Annotated in this window: 23 protein-coding genes; 12 read left to right on the forward strand and 11 right to left on the reverse strand. The window is 50.0% G+C overall.

Features of this window, described 5'->3' with window-relative positions; translation table 11 throughout:
* Window positions 1-35: 35 nt before the first annotated feature.
* Window positions 36-773, reverse strand: a complete 738-nt coding sequence (locus B7990_RS06045) for an SDR family oxidoreductase (protein ID WP_088640118.1) — start codon at window positions 771-773, stop codon at window positions 36-38.
* A gap of 292 nt (window positions 774-1,065) precedes the next feature.
* Between B7990_RS06045 and B7990_RS06050 the strand changes: the two genes are divergently transcribed.
* The 9 genes from B7990_RS06050 to B7990_RS06090 all read left to right on the forward strand — a co-directional run bounded on the left by B7990_RS06050 (window position 1,066) and on the right by B7990_RS06090 (window position 8,125).
* Window positions 1,066-1,431 carry a helix-turn-helix domain-containing protein gene (locus B7990_RS06050; RefSeq protein WP_088640119.1) on the forward strand — a complete coding sequence of 122 codons (366 nt, stop codon included), beginning with the start codon at window positions 1,066-1,068 and terminating at the stop codon, window positions 1,429-1,431.
* Between the two features lie 40 nt (window positions 1,432-1,471).
* Window positions 1,472-2,545 (forward strand): 23S rRNA (adenine(2503)-C(2))-methyltransferase RlmN, encoded by a 1,074-nt coding sequence (gene rlmN / locus B7990_RS06055; RefSeq protein WP_088640120.1) that lies wholly within the window; start codon window positions 1,472-1,474, stop codon window positions 2,543-2,545.
* Window positions 2,539-3,159, forward strand: coding sequence for a methyltransferase (locus B7990_RS06060; RefSeq protein WP_088640121.1), 621 nt, complete (start codon window positions 2,539-2,541; stop codon window positions 3,157-3,159). Before rlmN ends, B7990_RS06060 begins: the two co-directional genes overlap by 7 nt.
* A gap of 189 nt (window positions 3,160-3,348) precedes the next feature.
* Window positions 3,349-3,846, forward strand: a complete 498-nt coding sequence (locus tag B7990_RS06065; protein ID WP_088640122.1) for a YchJ family protein — start codon at window positions 3,349-3,351, stop codon at window positions 3,844-3,846.
* 135 nt (window positions 3,847-3,981) lie between these two features.
* Complete coding sequence (gene argC, locus B7990_RS06070; RefSeq protein ID WP_088640123.1) at window positions 3,982-4,947, forward strand: N-acetyl-gamma-glutamyl-phosphate reductase; 966 nt, start codon at window positions 3,982-3,984, stop codon at window positions 4,945-4,947.
* A gap of 194 nt (window positions 4,948-5,141) precedes the next feature.
* Entirely contained in the window at window positions 5,142-6,143 is a 1,002-nt protein-coding gene (gene obgE / locus B7990_RS06075) for a GTPase ObgE (protein WP_012820189.1), read from the forward strand.
* Between the two features lie 32 nt (window positions 6,144-6,175).
* Window positions 6,176-6,526, forward strand: coding sequence for an HU family DNA-binding protein (locus B7990_RS06080; protein WP_088640124.1), 351 nt, complete (start codon window positions 6,176-6,178; stop codon window positions 6,524-6,526).
* Complete coding sequence (gene smpB / locus B7990_RS06085; protein ID WP_254917356.1) at window positions 6,495-6,977, forward strand: SsrA-binding protein SmpB; 483 nt, start codon at window positions 6,495-6,497, stop codon at window positions 6,975-6,977. The genes B7990_RS06080 and smpB overlap by 32 nt, the downstream gene beginning before the upstream one ends.
* 59 nt (window positions 6,978-7,036) lie before the next feature.
* Window positions 7,037-8,125: an N-acetylmuramoyl-L-alanine amidase gene (locus B7990_RS06090; RefSeq protein WP_088640125.1), complete on the forward strand. Its 1,089-nt coding sequence runs from the start codon at window positions 7,037-7,039 to the stop codon at window positions 8,123-8,125.
* A gap of 174 nt (window positions 8,126-8,299) precedes the next feature.
* Here B7990_RS06090 and B7990_RS06095 read toward each other — a convergent pair whose 3' ends face one another.
* The 6 genes from B7990_RS06095 to B7990_RS06120 form a co-directional block, all read right to left on the reverse strand.
* Window positions 8,300-9,370: a hypothetical protein gene (locus B7990_RS06095; protein ID WP_088640126.1), complete on the reverse strand. Its 1,071-nt coding sequence runs from the start codon at window positions 9,368-9,370 to the stop codon at window positions 8,300-8,302.
* Between the two features lie 204 nt (window positions 9,371-9,574).
* A complete protein-coding gene (locus tag B7990_RS06100; protein WP_088640127.1) occupies window positions 9,575-10,327 on the reverse strand; it encodes a hypothetical protein in 753 nt (250 codons plus the stop codon).
* Window positions 10,328-10,595: 268 nt separating this feature from the next.
* On the reverse strand, window positions 10,596-11,339 hold the full coding sequence (locus B7990_RS06105; protein ID WP_073424666.1) for a YebC/PmpR family DNA-binding transcriptional regulator: 744 nt from the start codon (window positions 11,337-11,339) through the stop codon (window positions 10,596-10,598).
* 39 nt (window positions 11,340-11,378) lie between these two features.
* The gene (locus B7990_RS06110; RefSeq protein WP_088640128.1) at window positions 11,379-12,098 is read right to left on the reverse strand and encodes a hypothetical protein; all 720 of its coding nucleotides are present in this window, start codon (window positions 12,096-12,098) and stop codon (window positions 11,379-11,381) included.
* A 29-nt stretch (window positions 12,099-12,127) separates the two neighbouring features.
* Complete coding sequence (locus B7990_RS06115) at window positions 12,128-13,741, reverse strand: phosphomannomutase (RefSeq protein WP_088630356.1); 1,614 nt, start codon at window positions 13,739-13,741, stop codon at window positions 12,128-12,130.
* Window positions 13,742-13,905: 164 nt separating this feature from the next.
* A complete protein-coding gene (locus B7990_RS06120) occupies window positions 13,906-14,868 on the reverse strand; it encodes a PD-(D/E)XK nuclease family transposase (RefSeq protein WP_254917358.1) in 963 nt (320 codons plus the stop codon).
* A gap of 630 nt (window positions 14,869-15,498) precedes the next feature.
* Between B7990_RS06120 and dapA the strand changes: the two genes are divergently transcribed.
* Together dapA and B7990_RS06130 are read left to right on the forward strand one after the other, a co-directional pair.
* A complete protein-coding gene (dapA, locus tag B7990_RS06125; RefSeq protein ID WP_088640130.1) occupies window positions 15,499-16,455 on the forward strand; it encodes a 4-hydroxy-tetrahydrodipicolinate synthase in 957 nt (318 codons plus the stop codon).
* A 147-nt stretch (window positions 16,456-16,602) separates the two neighbouring features.
* A complete protein-coding gene (locus tag B7990_RS06130; RefSeq protein ID WP_088640131.1) occupies window positions 16,603-17,301 on the forward strand; it encodes a hypothetical protein in 699 nt (232 codons plus the stop codon).
* Window positions 17,302-17,483: 182 nt separating this feature from the next.
* Here the strand turns inward: B7990_RS06130 and B7990_RS06135 are convergent, their stop codons facing one another.
* The 3 genes from B7990_RS06135 to surE all read right to left on the reverse strand — a co-directional run bounded on the left by B7990_RS06135 (window position 17,484) and on the right by surE (window position 23,083).
* Window positions 17,484-19,310, reverse strand: a complete 1,827-nt coding sequence (locus tag B7990_RS06135; RefSeq protein ID WP_088640132.1) for a glycoside hydrolase family 11 protein — start codon at window positions 19,308-19,310, stop codon at window positions 17,484-17,486.
* Between the two features lie 221 nt (window positions 19,311-19,531).
* Window positions 19,532-22,243, reverse strand: coding sequence for a DNA gyrase subunit A (gene gyrA / locus B7990_RS06140; protein WP_088640133.1), 2,712 nt, complete (start codon window positions 22,241-22,243; stop codon window positions 19,532-19,534).
* A gap of 51 nt (window positions 22,244-22,294) precedes the next feature.
* The gene (gene surE / locus B7990_RS06145) at window positions 22,295-23,083 is read right to left on the reverse strand and encodes a 5'/3'-nucleotidase SurE (protein WP_254917359.1); all 789 of its coding nucleotides are present in this window, start codon (window positions 23,081-23,083) and stop codon (window positions 22,295-22,297) included.
* Between the two features lie 165 nt (window positions 23,084-23,248).
* Between surE and B7990_RS06150 the strand changes: the two genes are divergently transcribed.
* A complete protein-coding gene (locus tag B7990_RS06150; RefSeq protein WP_254917360.1) occupies window positions 23,249-23,974 on the forward strand; it encodes a TrmH family RNA methyltransferase in 726 nt (241 codons plus the stop codon).
* A 99-nt stretch (window positions 23,975-24,073) separates the two neighbouring features.
* Here the strand turns inward: B7990_RS06150 and B7990_RS06155 are convergent, their stop codons facing one another.
* Window positions 24,074-25,273: a hypothetical protein gene (locus B7990_RS06155; protein WP_254917361.1), complete on the reverse strand. Its 1,200-nt coding sequence runs from the start codon at window positions 25,271-25,273 to the stop codon at window positions 24,074-24,076.
* Between the last annotated feature and the right edge of the window lie 183 nt (window positions 25,274-25,456).

Below are 25,456 nucleotides of genomic sequence, written 5' to 3' on the forward strand. Positions count from 1 at the left end.
GTGATTTTCTTTACTTTTTATGGCCGCATAAAAAACTACGCAAATACTTTGCTTCCCGCTTCAACAGCATCCGCAATGTCCATACCCACGTAATCCTGGGCGCTAAACCAGCGACCGCTCTTCTTGTCGTCTAGAAGCACACTCACAAGAGCGCCCGGCACAACGCTTTCGGGAGCATTCGGGGCGTTCGGGCCACCAAGATCCGTGCGCAGCCACCCCGGATCCATGACGTTCATCATCACGTCAGTGCCGTTCAGCTTGCAGGCGAAATCCTTCACGAACTTCGTAAGGGCAGCCTTCGCGCAGGCGTAAGCGGCCAGCTCCGGCTCATTGGCGATTCCGCTCGTGGTGAGCTGCATGCGGCCAAAACCACGCTTGATCATGCCCGGCAAAAAGTGGTAGGCAATTTTCATCGGAGCAAAGAAGTTTACAGCCATTGCCTGACGGAAATCTTCCATCGTATTCGTCGTGTAATCGGCAAAATAGTGGCTCATAAGGCCCGCATTGTTGAACACGAGGTCCACCTGGACGCCAAAGGAATCGATTTCATCAAGGGCTGCGTCAATTTCGGCTTCATTTTCGAGGTTGCAGCCCACGGCCTTCACTTGAACACCATACGGAGCAAGTTCGTTAATGACCTTTTCGGCATGGCTCTTGTCGCGGCCCTGCAAAATAAGATTTGCACCGAGTTTTGCCATTTCAATCGCAATGAGGCGGCCAACACCACGGCAACCTCCCGTCACCAAACACCACTTCCCTTTGACGTCAATCATTCGTATCCCTTTGCGCAATGCGCGATAAATTTACCCTTACGAAAAATAATCAATCTTTTTCAAAACAGGCGCCAAAACGAAAGACGATTCTGTATACAAATGTAAAGACTTATCACACGCCCTTTAAATTTACACCAATTTGATTTTAAACAACAAAATTTTGAGTCAATAAATTAATAGACATTTTATGACAATAAATAAGAAATAAAATCCAAAATATCAAAGTTTTACGTCATTTTGCAAACTAAAGCATGCACTTAACATTTCCAAATTTTCATAAAATTATGCTCCAATGAATTACGAAACACTCCTATTACACGAAGCCATCAGGCTCCTCCTTATTTCGATTAGGCAACAGCGTCAACACACGCAGCAGTCCCTATCCATCGAATCAGGAATTTCAAGACAATTCATATCGCAAATGGAATGCGGGAAACGCGTTCCCTCAATAGACACGCTCTCCCAGCTCGCCATAGCTCTCAAAACAAGCATCAGTTCCCTTTCCGTAGAACTTGACCGCATATACCAGCATCTTTTTTGGCAAAAACACCCAAAACAAGCCGGGAAAAACGACGACGAGCCGCTCCAGAATGTCGCTGAAAATGATTTACCTCGCTTAGAGTACATACGCAAGGCCAAGGGATTACGCAAGCCCTAGCCCTTAACAAGAAGCTTAAAATTTTCTATCTTTACAGGATATGGAATGGCAGCGCAATATAAAAACTTTGACAACCGACGAGCTCAAAGCTTGGCTTCGGGATGTTGACGAAAAGCCCTACCGCGCCGACCAGATTCAAAAATGGCTATTCTGCCAGCAGGTGCGTTCTTACGACGAGATGGTGAACATCTCCCCTGCCCTCCGCGAAAAAATGGCAAAACAGTTCACGCTTTGCGGTCTCAAGGAAGACCAGCGTTCTGTTTCTGTCGATGGAACGGTAAAGTGGCTTTTCCAGACCGAAGACGGTCACCATATTGAAACCGTGATGATCCCGGCAAACGGTCGCTATTCCGTTTGCGTCTCGACCCAGGTCGGCTGCGCCATGAACTGCGCTTTCTGCCGCACCGCAAAAATGGGCTTCACGCGTAACCTCGAAGCAGGCGAAATTCTCGAAGAAATCATCAACGTCAACTGGTACTTGAAGGACAACGGCTTCATGAACGAAGAAGGCGGAGTCGCCCAGGTGACGAACATTATCTTCATGGGCATGGGCGAACCGCTCAACAACCTCGAGAACGTCCACCGCGTCTGCTGCACACTGCACAACCAGAAACTTTTCAACATGGGCGCAAAGCGCATGACCGTGAGCACTTCGGGAGTCGTCCCGAAGATCAAGGAACTCGTGGACCGCAACACGCCCTGCTGCCTCGCCGTGAGCCTCAACAGCACGAACAACGAATACCGTTCGTCCGTGATGCCGGTGAACAAGACCTGGCCTATCGAGAAACTTTTGGAAGCGGTTGACGAATACATCCGCCGCACCGACAACTATGTGACGTTCGAGTTCGTGCTCATCCAGAACATCACCTGCACACCCAAGGCAGCAAAAGAGCTCATCCGCATTTGCGCTCCGCGTCGCGTGAAGGTGAATGCCATCGTGCTTAACGACGGCGACGACCCGACGCTCCACGCCCCCACCCCCGAAGAGGTGGAAGATTTCCTCGCCGCCGTGCGAGCTGCTGAAATTCAAATAACGATCCGCAATCCACGCGGTAGGGACATCCTTGCTGCGTGTGGACAATTAGCGTACAAAAAGGAAGGTAAAGAATGTTAACGCAAAACCTCCCGGAATTCTGGGACAATCTCTATGCCGAAGGCAAGGACTACTGGAATTTCAAGAAGGCGACTCCGGCCCTGCTTGAGTTTTTCAAGCACCCCTCCTGCCCCGCAACCGGCTCTGTGCTGATTCCAGGCGCCGGGTTCGGCTATGATGCCGAGGCATGGGCTTTGCGTGGACATGATGTTTTGGCAGTCGACTTTGCTCCGACCGCCGTTGATGAACTGGACCACTTGAGCCGCAAGCACAAGAACTTGCGCTCCCTCGACCTCGACTTGTTCACCCTTTCTCCGAAGGATGCCAAGCGCGGTGGCCAGCAGTTCGATATCATTTATGACTACGGCACGTTCTCGGCAATCCATCCGGGCCGCCGCGACGAATTCTTCGAAGTCTGCTACAAGATGATGAAGGACGACGGCGTGTTCATCTGCCTCATGTACCCGCTCATGAACGGCAAGACCATGCAGGGTCCTCCGCACTGCATGAGCGAAGGCGAACTCTTGGCTCGTCTGGACGGCGTGTTTGACATTGTCGAACGCATCAAGCCCACGAACAGCATTCCGGGCCGCGAAGGCAAGGAAGAATTCTGGCTCCTGAAGAAATGCCTGTAATGCCTTTGGTCATTGGTCAATGGTCATCAGTCATTAGAATTTGAGTTCGTTGCGACTTTAGCTGTCATGCCCGCCTCCGAGCGGGCATCTCTTTTTTATAGACTTGAGGCTTGTAAAAAAAGCGCGAAAGACTCCACAGGCGCACCATTTTTTTGTATTTTTAGCCCAGTTTTTTATAAGGATTTTACTATGGCTAACGATTTATGCCCGTGCGGTTCTGGCAAGGCCTACTGCGACTGCTGCGAACCGATTATTAAGAAGACCGCCCTCGCCCCGTCCCCGGAAGCCCTTATGCGCTCCCGCTACACTGCTTATGCCAAGCACGAAATTGCATGGCTCAAGGATTCCCTCGAAGCCACCCAGCGTGACGACTTTGATGAACCGAGCGTAGAAGCCTGGAGCCGTCAGTCCGAATGGCTCGGCATCGAAATCAAGCAGACCAAGACCGAAGAAGAAAAGAACATCGGCTGGGTCGAATTTGTCGCCCGCTTCAAGCAGGGCAACATCACTCGCAACCACCACGAACTTGGCGAATTCCACAAGGTCGGCGGTGCTTGGTACTTCTATGACGGTCGTGCCGTGAAGCAGGAAACTGTCCGCCACGAAGGTCCGGTTGTCGGCCGTAACGACCCGTGCCCGTGCGGTTCTGGCAAGAAGTACAAGAAGTGCTGCGGCGCTAACAAGTAAACAGTAGGAAGTAGGCAGTAGACGGTAGACAGTATTAATTAGGCGGCTTTGCCGCGATTATAAAACTTCCTACTTCCGACTTCTAACTTCCTACCAATCACTAATCACAAACCACCAACCACTAACCACTATCCAATGTTCAAGATATTCGTAGATGGCGAAGCAGGAACCACTGGCCTGCAAATTTTCGAGAGACTTGCCAAGCGTAACGACCTGGAAATTCTCAAGATCAATCCAGAACTCCGCAAGGACGTGAACGAACGCCAGAAGATGATCAATGAATCTGACGTGACGTTCCTTTGCCTCCCGGACGCAGCGTCCATGGAAAGTGCCGCCCTCTGCACGAATCCGAACACGCGCATCATCGACGCCTCCACGGCTCATCGCGTGAACCCGGCTTGGACATACGGTATGCCGGAACTTTCGGCCGAACAACGCGAAGCGATTTCCAAGAGCAAGCGCATTGCAAACCCCGGTTGCCACGCCTCTGGATTTATCCTCGGCGTCCATCCGCTCGTTGCCTCGGGAATCCTCCCGAAGAGCGCAAACCTCGCCGCATATAGCATCACCGGTTACTCCGGCGGCGGCAAGAAGCTCATCGCCGAATACGAAGCCGAAGACGCCCTCAGCCACAAGGCCGGTGAATCGAAGGCCATCATGGCTCCCGCCCCATACGCGCTTGCGCTCGCCCACAAGCACCTCCCCGAAATGAAGAAGTACTGCGGACTCGAAAACGTCCCGTTCTTCAATCCGGTGCTTGGCCCCTACTACAAGGGTATGGCCGTGACGGTCGCCATCTTCCCGAACATGCTTTCGAAGGATTTCGGTCCGCAGGACTTGACCGAAATCCTCGCCAAGCATTACGAAGGTTCGAAGTTCGTGAAGGTCTTGCCGTACGAAGCCGCTCCGGTGCTCTTCAACGGTCGTTTGGACCCGACTGTTTGCAACGACACGAACAATGCCCGCATCCAGGTTTTCGGCAACGAAAACATCATGCAGGTCACGACGATCATCGACAACCTCGGCAAGGGTGCTAGCGGCGCCGCTATTCAGAACATGAATATCGCGCTCGGCCTCGACGAAACGATTGGTTTGGTTTAACCCGCATTCGTCATCCTGAGCAACGCGATATATGAAACTCGGCAACTTGTTGCCTTAGTTGAATTAGGTTCGTAGGAGCAGGATCCAGTCAAATTTCAAAAAAGCGCCAAAGCTCCATGAGTTTTGGCGTTTTTTGTTTTTGGAGGTGAAATTTGTACTCTATGAATTTCATCAAAAATTTCTAAATTTGGGCTATGTTCTTAGACGAAAAAAATATTGAAGTTCGCTCCGGCAGAGGCGGTGACGGCATCTGCAGTTTCCATCGTGAAAAGTTTGTACCCCTCGGCGGTCCCGATGGCGGTGATGGCGGTCGTGGCGGCCACGTGATTTTGCAGGTGAACGAGCAGTACACCACGCTCCTCGACATGGGCAACACGCACATTTACAAAGCAAAGAGCGGTCAGCCCGGCGGCGCAAAGCGCTGCTCTGGCGCATCGGCCGAAGATTTGATCATTAGCGTTCCGCGTGGCACAATCGTCAAGGACGAACAGGGCCACATCCTCACGGACTTGACCGAACCGGGCCAGAAGTGGATTGCGGCTCGCGGCGGCAAGGGCGGCATGGGCAACCAGCATTTCGCAACTCCGAAGGTGCAGGCACCGCGCAAGTGCACTCCGGGTGAAAAGGGCGAAGTCCGCCAGCTGTTCCTCGAACTCAAGCTCATGGCAGACGTGGGTCTCGTGGGTTTCCCGAACGCAGGCAAGTCGAGCCTCGTGAACAAGATTTCTAGCGGTCGCCCGAAGGTTGGTGACTATCCGTTTACGACTCTTGAACCGGTGCTCGGCATCGTCCAGGTGAACGGTCACAGCTTTGTGGTTGCCGATATTCCGGGTCTCTTGGAAGGCGCAAGCGAAGGCAAGGGCCTTGGCCACCAGTTCCTCAAGCACATCGAACGTACGCACACGTTGCTCTTTGTGATTGACGGTTTTGCCGAAAACGCCTACGAACAGTTTAAGGTTCTCAAGGAAGAGCTCAAGGCATTCCACCCGAAGCTTGCCGAAAAGAACTTTGTCGTAGCGCTCAACAAGAGCGACCTCGGCATCGAAAACGCCATCAAGGAATTCAAGAAGCACCGCCAGAAAGTGGTCATCACATCGGCGGTCACTGGCGAAGGTTGTGCTGAATTGCAGCAGGCTTTGGACGCTGCAGTGCCCCATATGCACAAAAAAAGCATCGGTTGGAGCAAAAAAGCGTAACAGTTGCTTAAAATTATTGTAAATTCTTTAATATGAAGGCGACTCCGTCCAACATAACTAAGAAGGAAATCGTTGATGAAATCGCTTCCCAGACTGGATTTACGCAAGTAAAAACCAAAGTCATCGTGGAAGAACTCATCGACGCGATTTCCAATTGCGTTATCGAGGGCAACAATATCGAGTTGCGTGGATTCGGTCGCTTCAAGAATAAACAGCGCAAGGAACGCCGCACCCGGAACCCCAAGACTGGCGAACTCGTGAACATCCCCGCCAAGGTGCGCCCGGTGTTCGAGCCCAGCAAGGACTTGATCGAAAAAATCAACAACGTTCCTTTCGACTTAGAAGAGGCTTTTGTCCCTAAAGATGATCAAGAAAGAATCTAGTACGCCCGTTATCCAGAACCGCAAGGCGAGCCACCTCTATTTTGTAGATGAAACTTTTGAAGTGGGAATCATGCTCATCGGTTCGGAAGTCAAGTCTATCCGTAACGGCAAGTGCACTCTGGGCGAAGCGTGGATCGATATCGACGAAAACAAGGATGAACTCTGGCTCGTCGGTGCGCATATCGATGAATACCTTTTCGCAAACCGTTTCAACCATTTCCCTGCTCGCAGGAGAAAGCTCCTCGCCCACACGCACGAAATCCAGAAGATGCGCAAGGCGAAAGAATTGAAGGGTTGCACAATCATCCCGCTGAAAATGTACTTTAAGAACCGTATTGCAAAACTCGAAGTAGGAATATGCCGAGGCAAGGATCAACACGACAAGCGACAGGACATTCTAGTCCGCGACGCCAAGATGGAAATGGCTCGCGCCGCAAAGGCACATCGCTAATTTTAGCTTTACTGCTAGTCGCATGTAGTCTATCCCTCGCTGCTACGGCAAGGGTCGATGTGGAGTCTGTCGCCCGCGAAATCAAGGGTTCGTTCCACTGGTATCCGGTGCAAAAGACATTCTCGATTGTTTCAGCAAAGGACACGCTCAAGTTCGCCGTCGGCATTCCGTACATGACGCGCAACGGTCGCACGGTCGATTTGTCGACAGCGCCGGAACTCGATAACGGGCATCTGTGGATTGCCGAGAACGACGCCAAAAAGATTTCCAGTAAGGTCGCGGCAGTCCCTGTAACGAAGGACGAGATTGCACAAGCCAAAGCAAAAGAAACAGCGACTGCCAAGCCGGTTGCAAAGCCCGCCGAACAGAAACCAGCACAGCCGGTTGTCGTAAAGCCGAAGGCTCCGAAGCAAGAAATCGCAGGTACGCGCGAAGTCCGCACCATCGTGATTGACCCCGGACATGGCGGCAAGGATCCAGGCGCATCGGGCAAGAAGTCCCAAGAAAAGGATATCGTTCTCGCCGTCGCAAAGCTCTTGCGCAAGAACCTCGCGGACGAAGGCTTCAACGTGAAGCTCACCCGCAGCAAGGACGTTTTCATTGAACTGCGCCAACGCGCAAACTTGGCAAACCAGTGGGATGGCGACCTGTTCATCAGCCTGCACTGCAATGCCATTGACGCAAGCGAAGAGCGCAAGAAGATTATCCAGGGCTACCAGTTCTACGTGCTGCGCGCCCCGGAAAGCGAAGAAGACAAGGCGATAGCTCGTCGTGAAAACGCGGTCGCCACGCTCTACGGCGAAAAGAATGCCAAGGACGAACTTTCACCGTTGGAATGGTTCAAGCTCGAAGCCCGCCTTGAGCAATATAAGCAGACGAGTTATCTGTTCACCGAAAAATTGCTAAACAGTTTTGAAGGCGGAAAAATCAAGAAGATGAATACAGGCGTCGGCGGTGCGGGATTCATGGTTCTCGTAGGCGCGATGATGCCTGCCGTGCTCATTGAACTAGGCTTTATCAGCAATGAAGAAGATGAAGCCTACATGATGACGAAGGCTGGCCAGCAGGACCTCGCCGACCGCATTGCACAAGCCGTCAGCAAGTACAAGGACGCCGTCCACACCTACCGCGAAACGCTCGGAAGATAGCGCCTTCGGCGCAGTTACTAGATACTAGTTATAATTTCTAGAACCCAGCTATTAGAAAGACGAAAAAAAGGAATCCGCAAGATTTGACTGGATTCCTCGTTACACTCGGAATGACGAGATGTTTGCGGAATGAAGTGAAACTTTCAGAATGACGAAAGGCTTTCGACAAACAAACTATTCAGCAGCCTTTGAATCTTTCTCAATGATTTTAAGGCATTCCGCAAGAATCGCATCATATTTTTTCTGATAAGTTTCAGTTGTTGCAGGAGTGCCATCATCGCAAGTCTTGGTCTTTGCAATATAGCCATTGAACCAATAAGCAGAATATTGACTCAACCAGGAATCGGATTGATCCTCATCATCCATGGTATAAGGGGCAAAGCGTCCCTTCAAAGTTTTATTCTCACGGTCCACAAGACTATTTAAATATTTTTGTTCCGATTCAGATCTGGCAATATCTTCCATGAGCCTTCCAGAAACAATCTCATACAGTTTTTTCTGAACATCGGCAAGGACATCCGTAAACAGGGCAAAATTTTCCTGCGGACAATTTTTCACAACAACATCAGGAGCGACGCCATGAGCCTCATTATATTCTTTTTCGCTCGTATAGAATTTCTTCCCATCTAATTTAACATCGACGTACGAGCTGTCGTTGGAACATTTCATGTCCACGAACATGCGCATCGGACAACCGCCATACGTAATGCCATAAAGAGGTTCTTCCCGAAACAGGTCTTTAACAGCACCGCAAGACTGGAGGGCACTTTCCCATCTCGATATAATTTTTTCGGATAAAGTTGTATCTGACTTTAAATACTTTTTATAATCATCACAGGATAGACTTTCTGTACTACCGCAAGATACCATTCCCATATAAGAACTTTTATAGCAAGTCACCGAAGGATCTCTCGCCAAGACATAGTCTGCAGTTCCAGAAGAGCTTTGGGCTTTTAGGCTACTCGAAGAAAGAGATGCGCTAGACGAGCTTCCAACTTCTGCCGAACTTGCTGCGGATTCTTCAGAAGAACTTTGCGGTAGAGCAATTTCAGATAAGCTTGAAGCTTGCGCTATCGTAGAACTCGAAGAATCCTCTTTTGCGTCACTTCCGCTCGCATCGGACGAAGAATCTGGATTTGCAGCTTGCATTGCGGGAAATTGCGGATTGGAATCCGTACCGCAACTCGCCCAAAAAAGTGATGCGACCGTCAAGTAACTCAGGCGCCAAAACTTGCGGATATTCATAAAATTCTCCTTTACTCTCTAAATTATAATTTATCAAAATTGATTTTTTAAAAAACATTCAATACAAACAAAAAGCGTTGACATTCCGTCAATAAGCACAACGAACACAAGTTGTCATTGTAAAAAAGAACTGTCACTTTCGCAACAGTTCTCTCCAAAATTGACTGGATCCTTCGAGGCGTTGCCTCTCAGGATGACACAAGGCTATTTACGGACTTGCACGGAGTGCTTGCTTATGGCCGGGCGACCAAGCAAGTCAAAGTATTTGAACTTTTTAATATTCGCCGCTGATCGGATTTTTCGGATTCCAATCGTCGTTTGGGGATTCACCGGAACCAAGAACAAATCTGTAACGCTGTAATGGGAATCGGTAATAAAATGAATCGTATCCCCTTTGGTCTCGTATGTAATCTTCTTGAAATTTTCATCTTCAGGATCGGTACCATCATAGCAAACATTATTGTTATTCGAATCCAAATAAAGAACAGACTTGTAGCCAGAATCATCCGTAAAAAGAGTATCGTTTCGAAGGACGAAAGATCCATGAGTCGTAAAATTTTCCCCTTCATCAACACTCGTATATTCAAAACTTATCGAGTCTGTACCGGCAAAATATTTGACACTGCTATAAAATTCTCCATTATTCTTTACGACGATTTTTTTCAAGCCATCTTCTGTTGTCGTTTCTTGTGTGAAGTTAAATACTTTCTTAACCGTTTTATTTTCATTCGCCATAACAATGCTATCAGGGAGATAATTTCCAGGCGTGTAATACTGTTTCTTGAACCACGGTTCGGATTCCATTCCTTCCTTAGGGGTTCTATAGAGACTATCAAGAACATAGTCTCCAGGAATATCAGCTTCCAAAATTATAGTCTTGAAATAAGCCTCAACACAATTGAGAGCGTTAGCGTAAATGGAAAGAGCGGCAAGAAAAAAGAGGGTCTTTTTAATCATAGTTATTTCGAGGGTTAAATATTGTACAAAATATACTCATTTTTCACATAAAAAAAGAACCGCTGCCAAAGCAACAGTTCTTTAAAGGAGATTCCCGCTCAGTGGCGGGAATGACATGCAAGACAAGCCACTCTTTCGTCTCTCGTCTGTAGCGAGCGACGCGAGCGTTCTCTCGTCTAATTATTGACGCTTACGCCTTCGGCTTCGGCGTCCGTCCTGCGGCTCGGTTATGGGATTGCAAGCAATCCCGCATCACTCGCCTTACGGACTATTCTGCGTCCATGTCAGCTTCGTCGATTTCGGCGTTGTGGTAGACTTCCTGAACGTCGTCGTGATCTTCGAACTTGTCGATGAGCTTGAGGAGCTTCACGGCGTCGTCGTGACCGAGCTTGACCGGGTCATTCGGGACGTAGCTGAGTTCAGCGCTCATCATTTCGATGCCTGCATTTTCGAGAGCCTTGGAAACAGCGTCGAAAGCTTCCGGAGAAGTGGAGATTTCATGAACGCCATCTTCGGTGCTCATGTCTTCGGCACCAGCTTCGAGGACGAGGTCCATGATCTGGTCTTCCGGATACTTTTCAGCATCGACGACAATCACGCCCTTGTAGGTGAATGCCCAAGAAACGGACCCGGATTCGCCCATGGAACCGTTGTTCTTGTTGAAGATGTTACGGATTTCAGCAACCGTACGGACCTTGTTGTCGGTCATGCACTGCACCATGATAGCAATGCCTGCCGGGCCGCGTCCTTCGTACAGCGGTTCCGTCATTTCGGTACCGGAGTTAGCACCCGTACCCTTGGCAATAGCACTTTCAATGTTCTTGGTCGGCAAGCTCTGGCTCTTGGACTTGAGAATTGCAGCACGGAGACGCGGGTTAGCGTCAGGATTGCCGCCGCCGAGCTTAGCAGCGATGGAGATTTCCTTAATCAGCTTGTTCCAAGCCTTGGCACGAGCGACGTCGGTTTTGGCTTTCTTGCGTTTGGTGGTGGCCCATTTGGAGTGACCGGACATAATTTACCTCTACTTGAGTTTTGTAATAAAATTTAGTAACTATTTTCCATTCATCTTGCAGCGGCGTTTCTGCTTGGCAGTGAGCTTGCGGCTAGAGCAATCAAGGTCATCGTGCTTTTTAGACTTGAACTTTGCCTTTTCAGCTCTTTCACGAGTCCTGCGGTCGGCCTCTTCCTGAGCCTTGCGCTCAGCTTCAGCAGCCTTAGCCGCTTGGCGCTTCTGCTGCATATCGATAAGCTTTGTCTTATCTATAGGAACAGCGGACGCCTTAGTAATTTCTCGTTCGTACTTACCGCTCCAGATTTTACCGAGAAGCGAACCAGACTGGAGAGCATCATCCAAGATGCTCTGTGCCCAGCCATCGTTTGCAGGCGGCAAAAGCTTGAACGACAAGTTGCGAATTCTAGTCGGTTCTTCGTCGTAATAAAGCATCATATCGAAGAAGCCCACGTTGTATTCTTCGCCATCGGAACCGGCAGCAATCTTGTCCGGAATATAGGCAAGCACAGCGTAAAGCGCTCTATCGAAAAGAGCTGTTATAAGGACATCGGAATCTCCACCGGGAGCCTGCACTTCGCCTTCCGCAAGGAATGCCCACGGAGCCACATCGACTCGGAGCCTAAACTTGTGGAAACCCTTCTCAGCCTTTTTCAGCTTGATCAAGGCGCCAGAGAAAGCCTGGAATTCCGGCTTAATGGAGCCTTCCTGCGCGAACACCATGGCACACGCAAGGAAGATGACCGTTAGAATTTTTTTCATTTCCCTAACCCAATTCGCTTAATTTGTCCTTAGTTCTTGAAGAACAAAGCCTTTGCAGCTTCGAACATCGGATCCTTTTCATCCGGGTTACGGCATTCCGTATAAATACGGACCTTCGGTTCCGTACCGGACGGACGCACGAGCATCCAGGAATCGTCGTCGAAGATGACCTTCACGCCGTCGAGCGTGAGGAGCTGCTTCACGGTCTTTTCGTTGTTGCCAACCATGACCTTTGCACCCGGCTTAGCGATATCGGCAATGGCGTTGACCTTGGCCTTGAGCGGTTCGCCAACGAGGGACTTGTCGACTTCGAAACCAGAACGGGTCGGGTAGAAGCGGCCGTATTCTTCATACAAAGCGTCGAGGTATTCGCCGAGGTTCTTGCCAGTTGTCGCAAGAATTTCGAGAGCGATGAGGAGGCCGAACTGGGCGTCCTTTTCGAGCGTGTTGTTGAGTCCGGAGATACCGTCAGATTCTTCGAATGCAACGAGAGCCTTCTGCTTGGCATTGCGGCTGAGCCACGGGCGGAAGTTCTTGAAGCCCACCGGAGTTTCCATGACAGGAACGCCGAGCTTTTCAGCAATGATGTTCACGAAGTTGGAAGTTGCAACGGACTTAGCCACGCAGCCCTGTTCCTTGCGCCAGGTTGCCATGTAGTGGAAAGCGATTGCACCGAACTGGTTCATGTCGATTTCGCGAGTGCCGTCGTAGAAACGGATACGGTCGCCATCCGGGTCAAAGATTGCACCGAGACGGAACCAGGACTTGCTTTCGTCGAGGACCTTGCGGACCTTTTCGAGGTTCTTGCTGGACGGTTCCGGAGCGATACCGCCGAACAAAGAATCATCTTCGTTGCGGAGCGTGATGAGGCATTCCGGATTGTCGAGGAGAGCAGCCGGACGGCGGCGGGTAGAACCGTGAACATGGTCGCACACAAGCGTGAGGCGGCCCTTCTTGATGAATTCCTTGATGCGGTCGAACTTGATCGTGCCCTGCTTCACGAGGAATTCCTTGTAAATCTTGAGGGAGTCGATAATTTCCCAGTCAACCTTGGAGACCGGTTCGAACTTCCAGGTAGCCATCATTTCGTTAGAAAGCTTGGTGATGACGTTCGTGATTTCCGGACCTGCAGGACCGCCGTCTGCCGGGTTGAACTTGATGCCGTTGTAGTGGCTCGGGTTGTGGCTCGGAGTCATGTTGATGGAGCAAGCAGCACCGAGCATTTCGATGGCAGCGGAGAATTCCGGAGTCGGCATTTCGCCACCGTAATAGACCTTCACGCCAGCCTTTGCAAACTGGTCTGCGACAGCTTCGCAGAATTCGTGACCGAGCAAGCGGTTGTCATGACCAACGACCACGCCACGCTTCTGGAGTTCGGCAAAATCCTTGACACCCAGAGCAGCGAAAAGTTCCGGAGTTGCTTCCTTGTACAAACGCACAATAGCAGCACCGACAACCTGCAAGTTGCGGAGTGTGAATTCAGAACCGATTTCACCGCGCCAGCCGGAGGTACCAAAGCTGACCTTAGCCGGTTCCTGGGAGGTCAAAGCGACCTGCTTCACGGTTTCAACCAGGTTCATATCGGTAGCCGGGTTGAATTCGGGGGACTGAATCTTTTTCCAAATCTGGGTAATGTTTTCCATAAGGGTTCCTTTGTAGTTTTTACGTCGCAAAGATAGAAATTTAGTAGGAAGTAGGAAGTAGACAGTAGGAAGAAACGCCTAAAACAAGGGGTTACAATTCTTGTAAAAAAAAGACTCACTTTTATGTGAGCCTTGACTTTTACCTATTTCTTAAATTGCAACGACTACTTCGATTTCAAAGCTTCAAGCCGAGCCTTCGCCTCAGCAATTTTCTCTGGGGGCAAGCCCATTGCCTGCATAACGCTTATAGCATCGGCATGGCCTTCAGTTTTGCCTTCCGACTTGCCTTCAGCCTTTCCTTCAGTCTTACCCTTGAGAAAATTCTCAGCAATAACGGCATCGTATGCATGCATTTCGTCGAACATGAATTGCTCCATTTTTTTCAAAAGTTCAGGATCAGCATTGCTTACCCGCAAGCGGTCCAAAGCGTTCTTGAGAAGCGGGTCTTCCGATTCGGGGACTTCAAGCGGGCCCCTTGAAATGAGCCTAAGCCAGAAATCTTCACGGGAGTTCACGCCCTTGCGAAGCTTCAAGAACTTAACCAAATCAACTATAATATATTTATTTTTCGGAAACAGCGGCAAGGCCATCCCCGCCTTTACATCGTGCTTACTATAAAGCATCCACGTGTCCTTATAAATCTCCCTCGACTCCAAGATCGGGAATCTGCAAAGCCAAATGGAAACAGTTTCAGGAACCTCGTAATAATGAGCCATCTTTTCCTTTTCGGACATCGCAAGGAACTGTTCCGACCGATTATAATCATGCTTGCCACGTATCGTTAGATACGCATTGTAAAGCTGCATACGGTCCAAAAAGAACGGATGTTCGCGGTTTTGTAACTCGATATTCATGAAGCGGTTGTCACGCGTCGCCACCCACACATCAAGCCGCATGGGCTCATCGCCAGGCATAAACACGTCGATATATTTTTCGAATGCGTAGCTGAGGTCGACAATTTCGTGGTCATTGTCAAGTTCAAGAATACTGTTCAGCAGGTCACGAATCGTATCCTTGTCATCCAGCAAGGCGCGGAACGTCGCCGGATAATACGGAAGCAAGTATTCTACGCCATCTGCGTTTTTGACAATATACGGTTTTGTTGTTGTATTATTTTCATTTGCCATTAGCATGTCCTTATAATGGTAAGGAACATCCCCTACCCGTTATATTAACACGCTTTTGACGCCTACGGCGTCCGCGGCTGCACTCGGTCATAGAAAAATGCAAGCATTTTTCTGCGACTCTCGTTTTGCACGCTTTTTTGCCCCATTTGGCCCAAAGCTTTTTTTTGAATTCGAGTAAAATGATTTTAACACAGACAACAAAACAATTTCGGACAAAGTTAATTTTTCAGCATCAAGCCGGGGCGTTACGGGACCGGCGTATGAGGCCCCGTTCGAGGGGGTGGAGAGCAACGAAGTGCGAACCAGGGGGACACACCCCCACCAACCTTAACTAGATTGCCGCGTCGCTACGCTCCTCGCAATGACGTTTTTTCAAGCTACAGCTCTTGATTTACAAGCCTTTAATTTCGCCACATTTTTCTCTCATATCTAGTCTTTGCTCGTGGCAAGCTCCGCGATATTCTTCACATTTTCACATGCAAAATTCCAATAACTAATAACCCAAATCTATCGGTAATAAAATTATTTGATGATGCAAATTCATTACTTTTGCAAAACGGTGCAATTCCAATAACAATTTACTGCCTACGGCCTACTGTCTACTGCCTACTTTATTATATTATGGCTACTATGCAAATTACAAACGCTTCTCAACTTACTGGTGTTTTCCCCGCGTTGTTCACCCCGCTCAAGAACGACGATCCTAAGAACCTTCGCAACTCCATCGACTATAAGAAGATGGGGCAGATGATTGACGATGTTATTGCAGCTGGTGCTAGTGGTGTGCTCCCCGCCGTGACGACGGGCCAGAGTGCAACGGTCTCTCCGCAGCAGCACTTGGATATCATTAAGTTCACGCTCGACTACGTTGACGGTCGCGTTCCTGTGATTGCAGGCGCAGGCTCCAACTGCACGCGCGAATCTATCGAGATGATCGAAAACGTTTTGAAGATTGCTCCGGTGGCGGTCCTCTGCGTTACAGGCTACTACAACAATCCGCCGCAAGAAGGCCTCCTCAAGCACTACCAGACGCTCAGCAGCGAAACGGGTGCCAAGATTGTTATTTACAACGTTCCGGGCCGTACCTCCAGCTATGTCCATCCGGACACCTTGATTGCTCTTGCCGAAGACAAGAACATCATCGGTCTCAAGCAGGCGGTTGAATTTGGTTTTGGCGAAAAGTTCCACGAAGACACGATGCGCGTCATCAAGGAAACAAAGGGCAAGGACTTCGCTGTGATGAGCGGTGAAGACGGTCTCTTTGCAGACCTCCTCGAAATGGGCGGCACGGGTATCGTGAGCGCAACGGGCAACATCCCGGAAGCTTGCAAGACTTTCGTTGACCTCTACAAGGCTTTCCAGGCTGGCGACAAGGACAAGGCTCACAACTTGCAGAAGGCTGCACGCGACTACATCGACGCCACGTTCTGCCGCAAGAACCCGATTCCTCTCGGAACGCTCTTCAACAGCCCGTTGTTCCAGCCGCTCGTAAGCGTGAAGGACACGGCTAACGGTGCCGACGCTGTTGCCCGCATCATGAAGCTCATCGACGAGAAGGCAACCAGTTTGAAGAAGTATCATATTTAGACGAAAGAACGCCGCTGCGCGGCTACAGACTAAAGACGAGAGATTGTTAAACAAGTTATTTGAATCTTTTCTCTCGTCTGTAGCAAAGCAACGCAGTTGCGAAGCGTTCACTCGTCTCTCGTCTATTTTTTTAACAGGAGAATCACAATGGCTAAGAATGAAAAATCCGTTACCGACTTGGTCTGCGAACACATCAAGAAGCAGAAGCTTCTTCCGATCCCGGTGCAGACTCTGAACGAAGAAGCCGAAGCTACACGCTACTTCGGCGGCGACCTCAAGGAATTCTTGGCAGCAGCCAAGACTCTCGGCGCAAAGGGAATCTTCGTTGAAACACTTTATCTGGAAGACGACGAATTCTACTACGACAGCGGCATCGATGACGAAGAATACCTCGCCATGAACGGCGACTTCAATAACGAATGCTGCTGCGGTGAAAACTGCAACTGCAAGAAGGGCGACAAGAAGAAGTCCAAGAAGGCTGAAGAAGACGATAAGGTTGACGGCGTTCTCTTGGAACCGGAAGACCTCGAAGGTCTTGACCTCTCTCTCCTCCGTCCGGAAATTGCTAAGTTCCTCGACCGCGTTGGCGAAAGCTGCGGCGTACGCTTGACGGTTCCGGGTGTGGATCACCTCGAAGTCGAAATTTTCGCTGACTGGTACGACGAATTTGCCGAACTCGTTGACGAAGCTTCTGAAATCATCGAAGAAGATCCGAACGGCGCCCTCGAACAGGTGGAAGCCATGTTCAAGGAAGCTGAAAAGGCAGCCAAGGATGAGGACAAGAGTGTGAAGAAAATCGCCGCTCATCCGCCGAAAAAGACCGCAAGCGCTAAAGCTAAGAAGTAATCTTAAGAAGTCTTCAACTTTAGACAAAGTATTGACGCGAGTTCCGTTTCGGGACTCGCTTTTTTTTGTGCACGAGATGCGCGGCATTTCCAACGTTCGCAAGCATCACGCGAAATTTGTTCAACATGCAAAAACGCTCCCCGACGGGGAGCGTTTTCACAGTCTTTGGGGAGAGAAACTTTTTACTTCACAAGAACGCGCTGCATGAAGCTGCCCTGCTTCACCATGTAAATGCCAGAGTTCTTGTAGTTAGACTTGAGAACCTGAGCCATAGATGCGCCGGCTTCGAGCTTTGCGATACCGAGGAAACGACCCTGCATATCGAACACCTGGAAGTTGCCACTCTTGAGTTCCATTCTTGGAACTGCTGCGTGAATTGCAGTCGTGCTGCTAGAAGATTTCACGGTCTTAGAAGAGCTAGACTTAGCTTCGCTACTAGAACTGGATTCAGGCTGTGGAAGCGGATGTTTCTTGTCGGTCATCTTGAAGTAGGTGACATCGAACGAACCAGAACCACCACCGGCTTCGACAAGCACCTTGGCTTCGTACATCTTACCCATTTTCATGCCGAGAGATTCCCATTTCTTGAAGTGAGCCGTGATGTCGATATGGCCACAGGAACGAGCACTCTTACGCACGCTGAAGAACTGCGGGAAAGTCTGATCCCCCTTAATGGAGGGCTTGTTTACACGAGTGTTCTGCCAAATTTCGTAAGTATCACCGTCAACCGTGAATTCACCCTTTCTCTGGCCAAGGAGATTTGCACCCGGCTTGCTGAACCAGTCATCAACGATGTAGTATTCCACGAGCGGATCAACCGTCCAACCATAGATACCAATGTAGTTGTAGCCACCGGCAGAACCCTGTTTTTTCCAGTTGAAATAGGCATCGATGGGGCCAACTTGTTCATAAGTCTGCTTTTCATCATACTTGAAGCCGACACGGGCAAGGAAGTCACCCGTATTACTCCAGCTGGCCTTATAAGTTCCGTTATCATAGTAGGTCATGGAGTTATTGCCACCCTGGTACCAGATTTCATAGTGGTACGGAGAGCTGCCGACATTACCCGTCACGCTAGAGTTGTTCTGCCCCTGAGTCGTCTTGCTGGAACCCTGGTGACCCATTTCGTCCTTGCAGGCGTCAATCGTACCGGAAACAGTGCTGCTGCCCTTAGAAGAGCTAGATTTCACTGTTCCTGCAGAAGAGCTGGAAGTCGGGGTTACTGGGCCATTGGAGACATAGACCTTGGCGTAATTAAAATCAATCTTTCCAGAAGCGCCCTGCTGTTCAGGATACTGACCAGCTTCGCCCAAAATCTTTGCTTCATACAAAGAGGAACCAAGAGTAATGCCCTTCTGCTTCCAAGCCTTGAAATGTTCAGTGATGCTGATGGTACCGCACTTACGGGCAGTGCTTCTCAAGCTGTAAATCTGCTTGAAGGGTTTATTGCCTTCAATACTTGCTCTGTTGGCGTCAGCCGTGAAGATTTCGTATTCGGCGCCGTCAACAGTGATTTTGCCCTGAGACGTACCAAGCCAATTCGGTCTAGAGGCCGGACCCCAGTTATCGACGATGTACCATTCGATCAACGGGTTCTGCATCCAACCGTAAATACCCGCATAAGCATAAGAAATTGATTTATCATTGGTAAAGGTCTTCATGCTATAATCGGCAACAAGGTTACCGACCGCGAGAGGATCCTTGCCACTGTTCATCCCGTAATAGAGACCTTCTCTGCACAGGAAGTCATCTGTATTGGAGAAAGAACATGAAAAAGAGCCGTCGGTATAGAAATCGGTTGTAGCGCTGCCGCTCTTGTTCCACTGTTCATAGTGGAAATCACCAATTTGTCCAGTTTCACCCTTGTCGGCACCCGCGCCAACGCTAAACGAGACCGTTTTCTTTGTGCCAGAATGACTTGCGTTGCAGAAATCCTGGGCAAAAGCACCAGAGGCAAGTCCTAAAGACAGGACCAATCCAATCTTGGCTGCACTAGAAATGTTTTTCATAGTAATGATACTCCTCACATTTTAGTTATGCTTAACATAATATATTAGAGAGTATTCTAAAAAGGACTCCTGAAAAAAAAGTTTGTTGTTTAGAAAAACAACGACATTTTGTTTACAGAAAAAAGTTAAAAAATGGCACAAAAAAAGCCTCTTCCCCAACATTTCAGGAAGAGACTTTTAAAATTTCGGGAACTAACGTTCCGTCTCAACAAGTTTAGCGATTATTCTTCGGTTTCCGTCGGGCCGATTTCCTGCTTTTCAGCATCGTCTTTTACAACGGAATCGTCATCGACTTCAACGCCTTTGACCTTGTCGAAAGTTTCCTTGGCATCAGCGCTATCCTGTTCGATATCTTCGACGCTCGGGAGTGCAGTTGCATCCTTCACGACGTCGCCATCGCGCAGCGTAATCGCCTTGACACCCTGGGCATTGCGGCCCGTGAGGCGTATATCGGCAGCCTTGATGCGGATGACCTGACCATCCTTACTCGTAATGATCAAATCGTAATCGTCAGCTACGCTTTCCACGAACACGGCGGCACCAATCTTGTCTGTAACGTTCAGGTTGCGGACACCCTTGCTGCCACGGCGGGTCACGCGGTAAGAACCCGGTTCAGAACGCTTGCCATAACCCTTTTCGGTGATGGTCAAGATCTTGTTACCAGCCTTGAGCCACAAGAGCGAAATGACTTCGTCGCCTTCGGCGAGCGTAATGCCCTTCACGCCATGTGTGCCACGGCCCATAGCGCGGAAGCAACTAATCGGGAACGTGACGGCCTGACCGTTCTTGGTCGCAATCATCAAGAGATCCTTCGGGATCGGACGGTTTGCAAAGTCTTCAGCATCGCCAGATTCAGATTCTTCGGCAACAGCGGCTTCGGCAGCCTGAGCTTCCGCGGCATTTTCAACGGCTTCTGCGGAATCGTCGTCAGAAGCGTTCTTGCTGGCTTCGTATTCTTCGGCAGACATGCCCACGAGCTGAACCTTGACCAATTCATCGTCTTCGTCGAGGCTAATGGCATTGACGCCAGCCTTGCGCGGACGGCTAAAGAGCGTGAGGTCCATCTTGTTGATGATGCCCTTCTTGGTCGCAAACACGAGGCAGAAGTATCCACCGAACTTGCGCACCGGCACAATCGCCTGCACCTTTTCGCCTTCCGTGAGAGCGACAAAGTTCACAATCGGGCGTCCCTTACCATTGCGGGCGCCTTCCGGCAAGCGGTAGACCTTTGTCCAGTAGACACGGCCCTTGTTCGTAAACACGAGCAAGTAGCTGTGCGTACTAGCCGTGAAGATCTGTTCCACATTGTCTTCGTCCTTGAGGCCTGCGCCGATGATGCCTTTACCACCGCGGTTCTGAGCCTTGAACGTGTCAATCGGGAGGCGACGGATGTAGCCTTCCTTGCTAAGCGTAATGACCTGTTCTTCTTCGGCAATGAGGTCTTCGTCATCGCTATCGTCAATCGCTTCGCCAATCGTCGTGCGGCGTTCATCACCATACTTGTCAACGACTGCATCGAGCTTCTGGAGCATGATAGCAACGCGGCGTTCGCGCTTTTCCAAGATGTCCTTCAAGTCTGCGACCGTTGCAATGAGTTCGTTGTATTCGGCTTCCAACTTTTCGATGTTCAAGCCAACCAACTGGGCAAGGCGCATGTCAACGATGGCCTGAGACTGAATTTCATCGAGTGTGAAGCGATCCTGCAAGCTCTGCTTTGCTATTTCGGTCGTCTTGCTCTGGCGAATAATCTGCACGACTTCGTCGATGTTCTGCGTTGCAACACGCAAGCCTTCGATGATGTGGAGACGAGCGGCGGCCTTCTTCAAGTCGAACTGCGTTGCACGCGTAATCACATCGAGGCGGTGGTCAATATAGACCTGCAAAAGATCCTTGAGCGTAAGAAGCTTCGGGAGGTTATTGACAAGCGCCAAGTTGTAAATGCTAAACGTCGTCTGGAGCTGCGTGTACTTGAACAAGTTATTCAAGACAACTTCACCAACTGCATCACGACGAAGTTCAATCACGATGCGGATGTCACGGCTCGACTCATCGCGGATATCCGTAATGCCATCTATTCGCTTGTCGCGGACGAGGTCTGCAATCTTCTTGCAGAGTTCGGCCTTGTTCACCATGTACGGGATTTCGGTGACGATGATACGCGGTTTGCCCTTTGCATCCGTTTCAATTTCGGTACGGGCGCGCACACGCACACGGCCATGACCCGTGAGGTAAGCTTCACGAATACCAGAACGGCCACAGACAATAGCGCCTGTCGGGAAGTCCGGGCCCTTCACATATTCCATGAGGTCTTCGCCAGTCAAGTCTGGATTTTCAGCCAAAGCATGGATAGCGGCACCGACTTCGCGCAAGTTGTGCGGAGCCATATTCGTCGCCATACCCACGGCAATACCCGACGTTCCGTTCACAATCATGTTCGGGAGCGCAGACGGGAGCACCAGCGGTTCTTCGAGCGATTCATCGTAGTTCGGGCCCATGTCGACCGTCTCTTTTTCGAGATCTTCGAGCATGAGGGCGCCGAGGTTGTTCATCTTGGCTTCGGTGTAACGCATGGCAGCCGGGCTGTCACCGTCGATAGAACCGAAGTTGCCCTGACCAAACACCAGCGGATAACGCAAAGAGAAGTCCTGCGCCATACGGGCAAGAGTATCGTAAACAGCAACGTCACCATGCGGGTGGTACTTACCGATAACATCACCCACGATACGGGCGGACTTGACCGTTCCCTTGTTCGGAACCACGCCCAACTTGTGCATACTGTACATCACGCGGCGGTGCACTGGCTTAAAGCCATCGCGCGCATCCGGCAATGCACGAGCGACAATAACGCTCATCGAGTAGCGAAGATAGCAGTCCTGCATGTCTTGTTCGACAAGACTCTTGAACTGCGATCCAGGTACCATTTCTTCTGACATTAGTTAACCTCTATAGTAGGAAGTAGACAGTAGGATGTAGGAAGTCTTTCCCTAAATCTTGCCGCCGCCTTCTAACATTTCTTTAATCACATCTAAACTTTCTTCATCGGTCTGGTCTATGCGGTGCGGTGTGATTGTCGCATAGCCCTTATCTAGCAAGTTGTCGTCCGAACCCTCGGGAGCCATCGACCACAGCTTTTCGCCATCCAAAAACCACAAGCCATCCTTGTGATCGTAGTGGTCGGTAAACATACCACGGTCCATCGTGCAAGCCTTAAATCCAAGGAATTCATCATCCTTGACTTTCGGGAAATTCACATTCCAGAAAACGCCCTTGGAAATTTTCTTGAACAGGTTCTCGGAAACAATCTTGCGCGCAAAATCAATCGCCACCTGCAACAGGTTACCTTTCAATCCACGGAGCGAAAGCGCCACCGCAGGCACCCCCCAAAGGGCAGCTTCGCGAGCACCGGCAACCGTCCCCGAATATAGCGACGACACGCCGGAATTTTCGCCCACATTGACTCCCGAAAAACATACATCAAAGCCTTCGGGAACAATCGTGTTATCATCAAGGCCGTAATTGGCAAAATGCCCCACGGCAAACTTCACACAGTCCGCAGGAGTGCCCGAAACCGAGTAAACCTCGTACGGCAACTTCGCCTTCCCCGGAACCGTTTCGACGTGCTGAATACGCAACCCGCGACGGATCGTAAAGGCGTGACCGACACCACTCTGTTCGTCTTCGGGCGCAAAAACATAGACATCGGAAACCTCGCTCAAAGCAAGAGCGAGAGCATGCAAATTGACACTACCAACGCCATCGTCGTTAGTGATCAATACCCTAGTTTTCCGTAATTGTTCCATTTATATGCAATTTAGAAAAACGGGTGATAAAAATGTTTCAAAATCCTTAAAAACACGCGTAAAAAAGCCATTTTTGAGCCGTTTAAAGGGTAATTTTCTATCATTTCAACCATGTACACGGAACCTAAATTTTTAGCCATGAAAGAGCCCTCAAAATTCAAGAGGCTCGCAGAACTTTTACGAGTAATCATCTTGCAATTAGGCGACGATGTTCCACGCGCCCGCCGTGAATTCGAGACCTACGCCGAATGGCTCCACCTGCCCGAATCCGAGAGATTGACCGGCAAGAACCAGGCGCAAATGATTGACTTGTACAAGACGTTCCGCACCCGCGCAGGACTTGGCTTTGAACGCGACGTGTACCTGGAACAAGAACCGGGCGATCGAGAAGTCGCAAACGAAAAGCCCATCCAATTCGCCGTGCTCGTGCACAATTTGCGCAGCGCATTCAACGTGGGTTCCATCATCCGCAGCACCGACTGTTTTGGACTCGAAGGCGTACACCTCAGCGGCTACAGCTGTAGCCCCGACCACGTGACCGTCAAAAGTGCTGCACGCGGCTGCCAGGAATGGATCCCCATCAAGCGCTGGGACAGCCCCTTCGATTGCATCAAGTGGCATAAGGAAAACGGTTACGAAATCATCGCCCTTGAAACCGGCGAAGACATCCCGAGTATAAACAACGTAAAATGGCCCGAGAAAGGCCTCATCGTTCTCGGCAACGAAGAACTCGGCATCGCCCCGGAAATCATGGCCGAAGCAACCATGAAAGTCACCATCCCGATGGCTGGCCGCAAGGCAAGCATGAACGTCGCAGGCGCATTCGCCATCATGGCATTCTGCCTCCGCAGCAACGCGAAATAAAAAAGCGATATTCCAAAAAGCAAAAAGCCGCAGCTTCAAGCTGCGGCAATTTTTTTACTAGTAACTCTAAACTAGTAACTAGCCCAAAAGGCGAAGTAACTATTTACTCGGAGCAAGCGCCTTCACGGCGTCGGTCAAGCGGTCAATAGCCTTGATGAGTTCATCCATCTTGGCATCGCTTACGCCACCGGCAATGGCGGCAGCAGTCGCATTCGCAGCCGTTTCAACAGCCTTAGCAGCTGGAGCAGCACTCACCGGAACATGCCCAAACCAGATATCCGGCCAGCGGTCGTTACCACTGTTGTATGTAATACGCGTTGCAGTTTCAACCGGTTCGCCAATCTTCCAAATATAGAGTTCGTAGTCGAACAAGTCGTGGTCGTGGCCCTTGTCGGTTGCGCCCCACACAAGCCACTTGCCATCTGGCGAGAGGCGCGGGAAGTATTCATGGCTACGGCGGCCAGGAAGGTCCATCAGCTTCACGTTCTTCGGAATTCCAAAGAAGCCGACCTTTTCCACCTGCTTGCCATCCTTAGCCGTGAACCACAAGATTTCACTCGGAGCAGCCGTACCACCGTTACCCGTAGGGTTCACGCGGTAGAGCTTGGAGCCATCGAAATTCCAGTCGATCTGGCAACCGTCACCGGACTTTGTCCAAGCGTTCTTAGCCAAGTCCCACACGCCCGTTTCACGCATCGAACCACGAAGCGTGATTGCAAGATGCTTGCCATCCGGACTCATGTTCGGTTCCTGCAAAATCACGCCAGCCTTATTGAACGCCTTCTCGCCATCGAGCACGAGCGTTTCTTTTTTGCTCGTAAGGTCCATCGTAAAGACCTTGCCTGCACGGCTAAACACAATCGACTTGCCATCCGGGCGCCAGGTGCCCCACGTGGCGTTTTCAACAATCTTCGTTTCGTTTGAGCCATCAATGCCGACAGTCCACAAGTCCCACTTTTCCGGGTAGTTGGCATCGTTTTCAGGAACCCAGCCACCCTTGCTGCGGTTAAAAAGAACCTTCGAGCCATCAGGAGCAATACGCGGGAACCAGTCCACATTATTGCTCTTGGTCAGCGCACGGGCATTCGTCCCGTCAGCATTCATAATCCAAATATCGTGGAGCGAATTCGCACGGCTCGTAGACCAGACAATCGCCCCTTCGAGCTTTCCCTTCAAGGCATCGAGAGCCTTCTGTTCTTCAGGAGTCGGGTCAACAGACGCACCCATGGGAGCGCCCTGTGCAGCAAAAGCAGATACGGCCAAAAAGCCAATTGCGGAAATCAATGCAAACTTTTTCATAATCATGTTTTAAAAGATAGCAACACAGAAAAAATTGTGGAATAGAACACTTTTTAAAGCATCACAATTTAGCCCAACATGCAAATAAGTTTTTTGTAAGATTCTAGCAAAGCAAAAAGAACGCGTAGAGAACATTTAATGTTATTAAAAGCTTTTTTCGCAACCGCTCAAAGAAATGTCAAT

Source organism: Fibrobacter sp. UWB4 (assembly GCF_002210345.1).
GTDB lineage: Bacteria > Fibrobacterota > Fibrobacteria > Fibrobacterales > Fibrobacteraceae > Fibrobacter.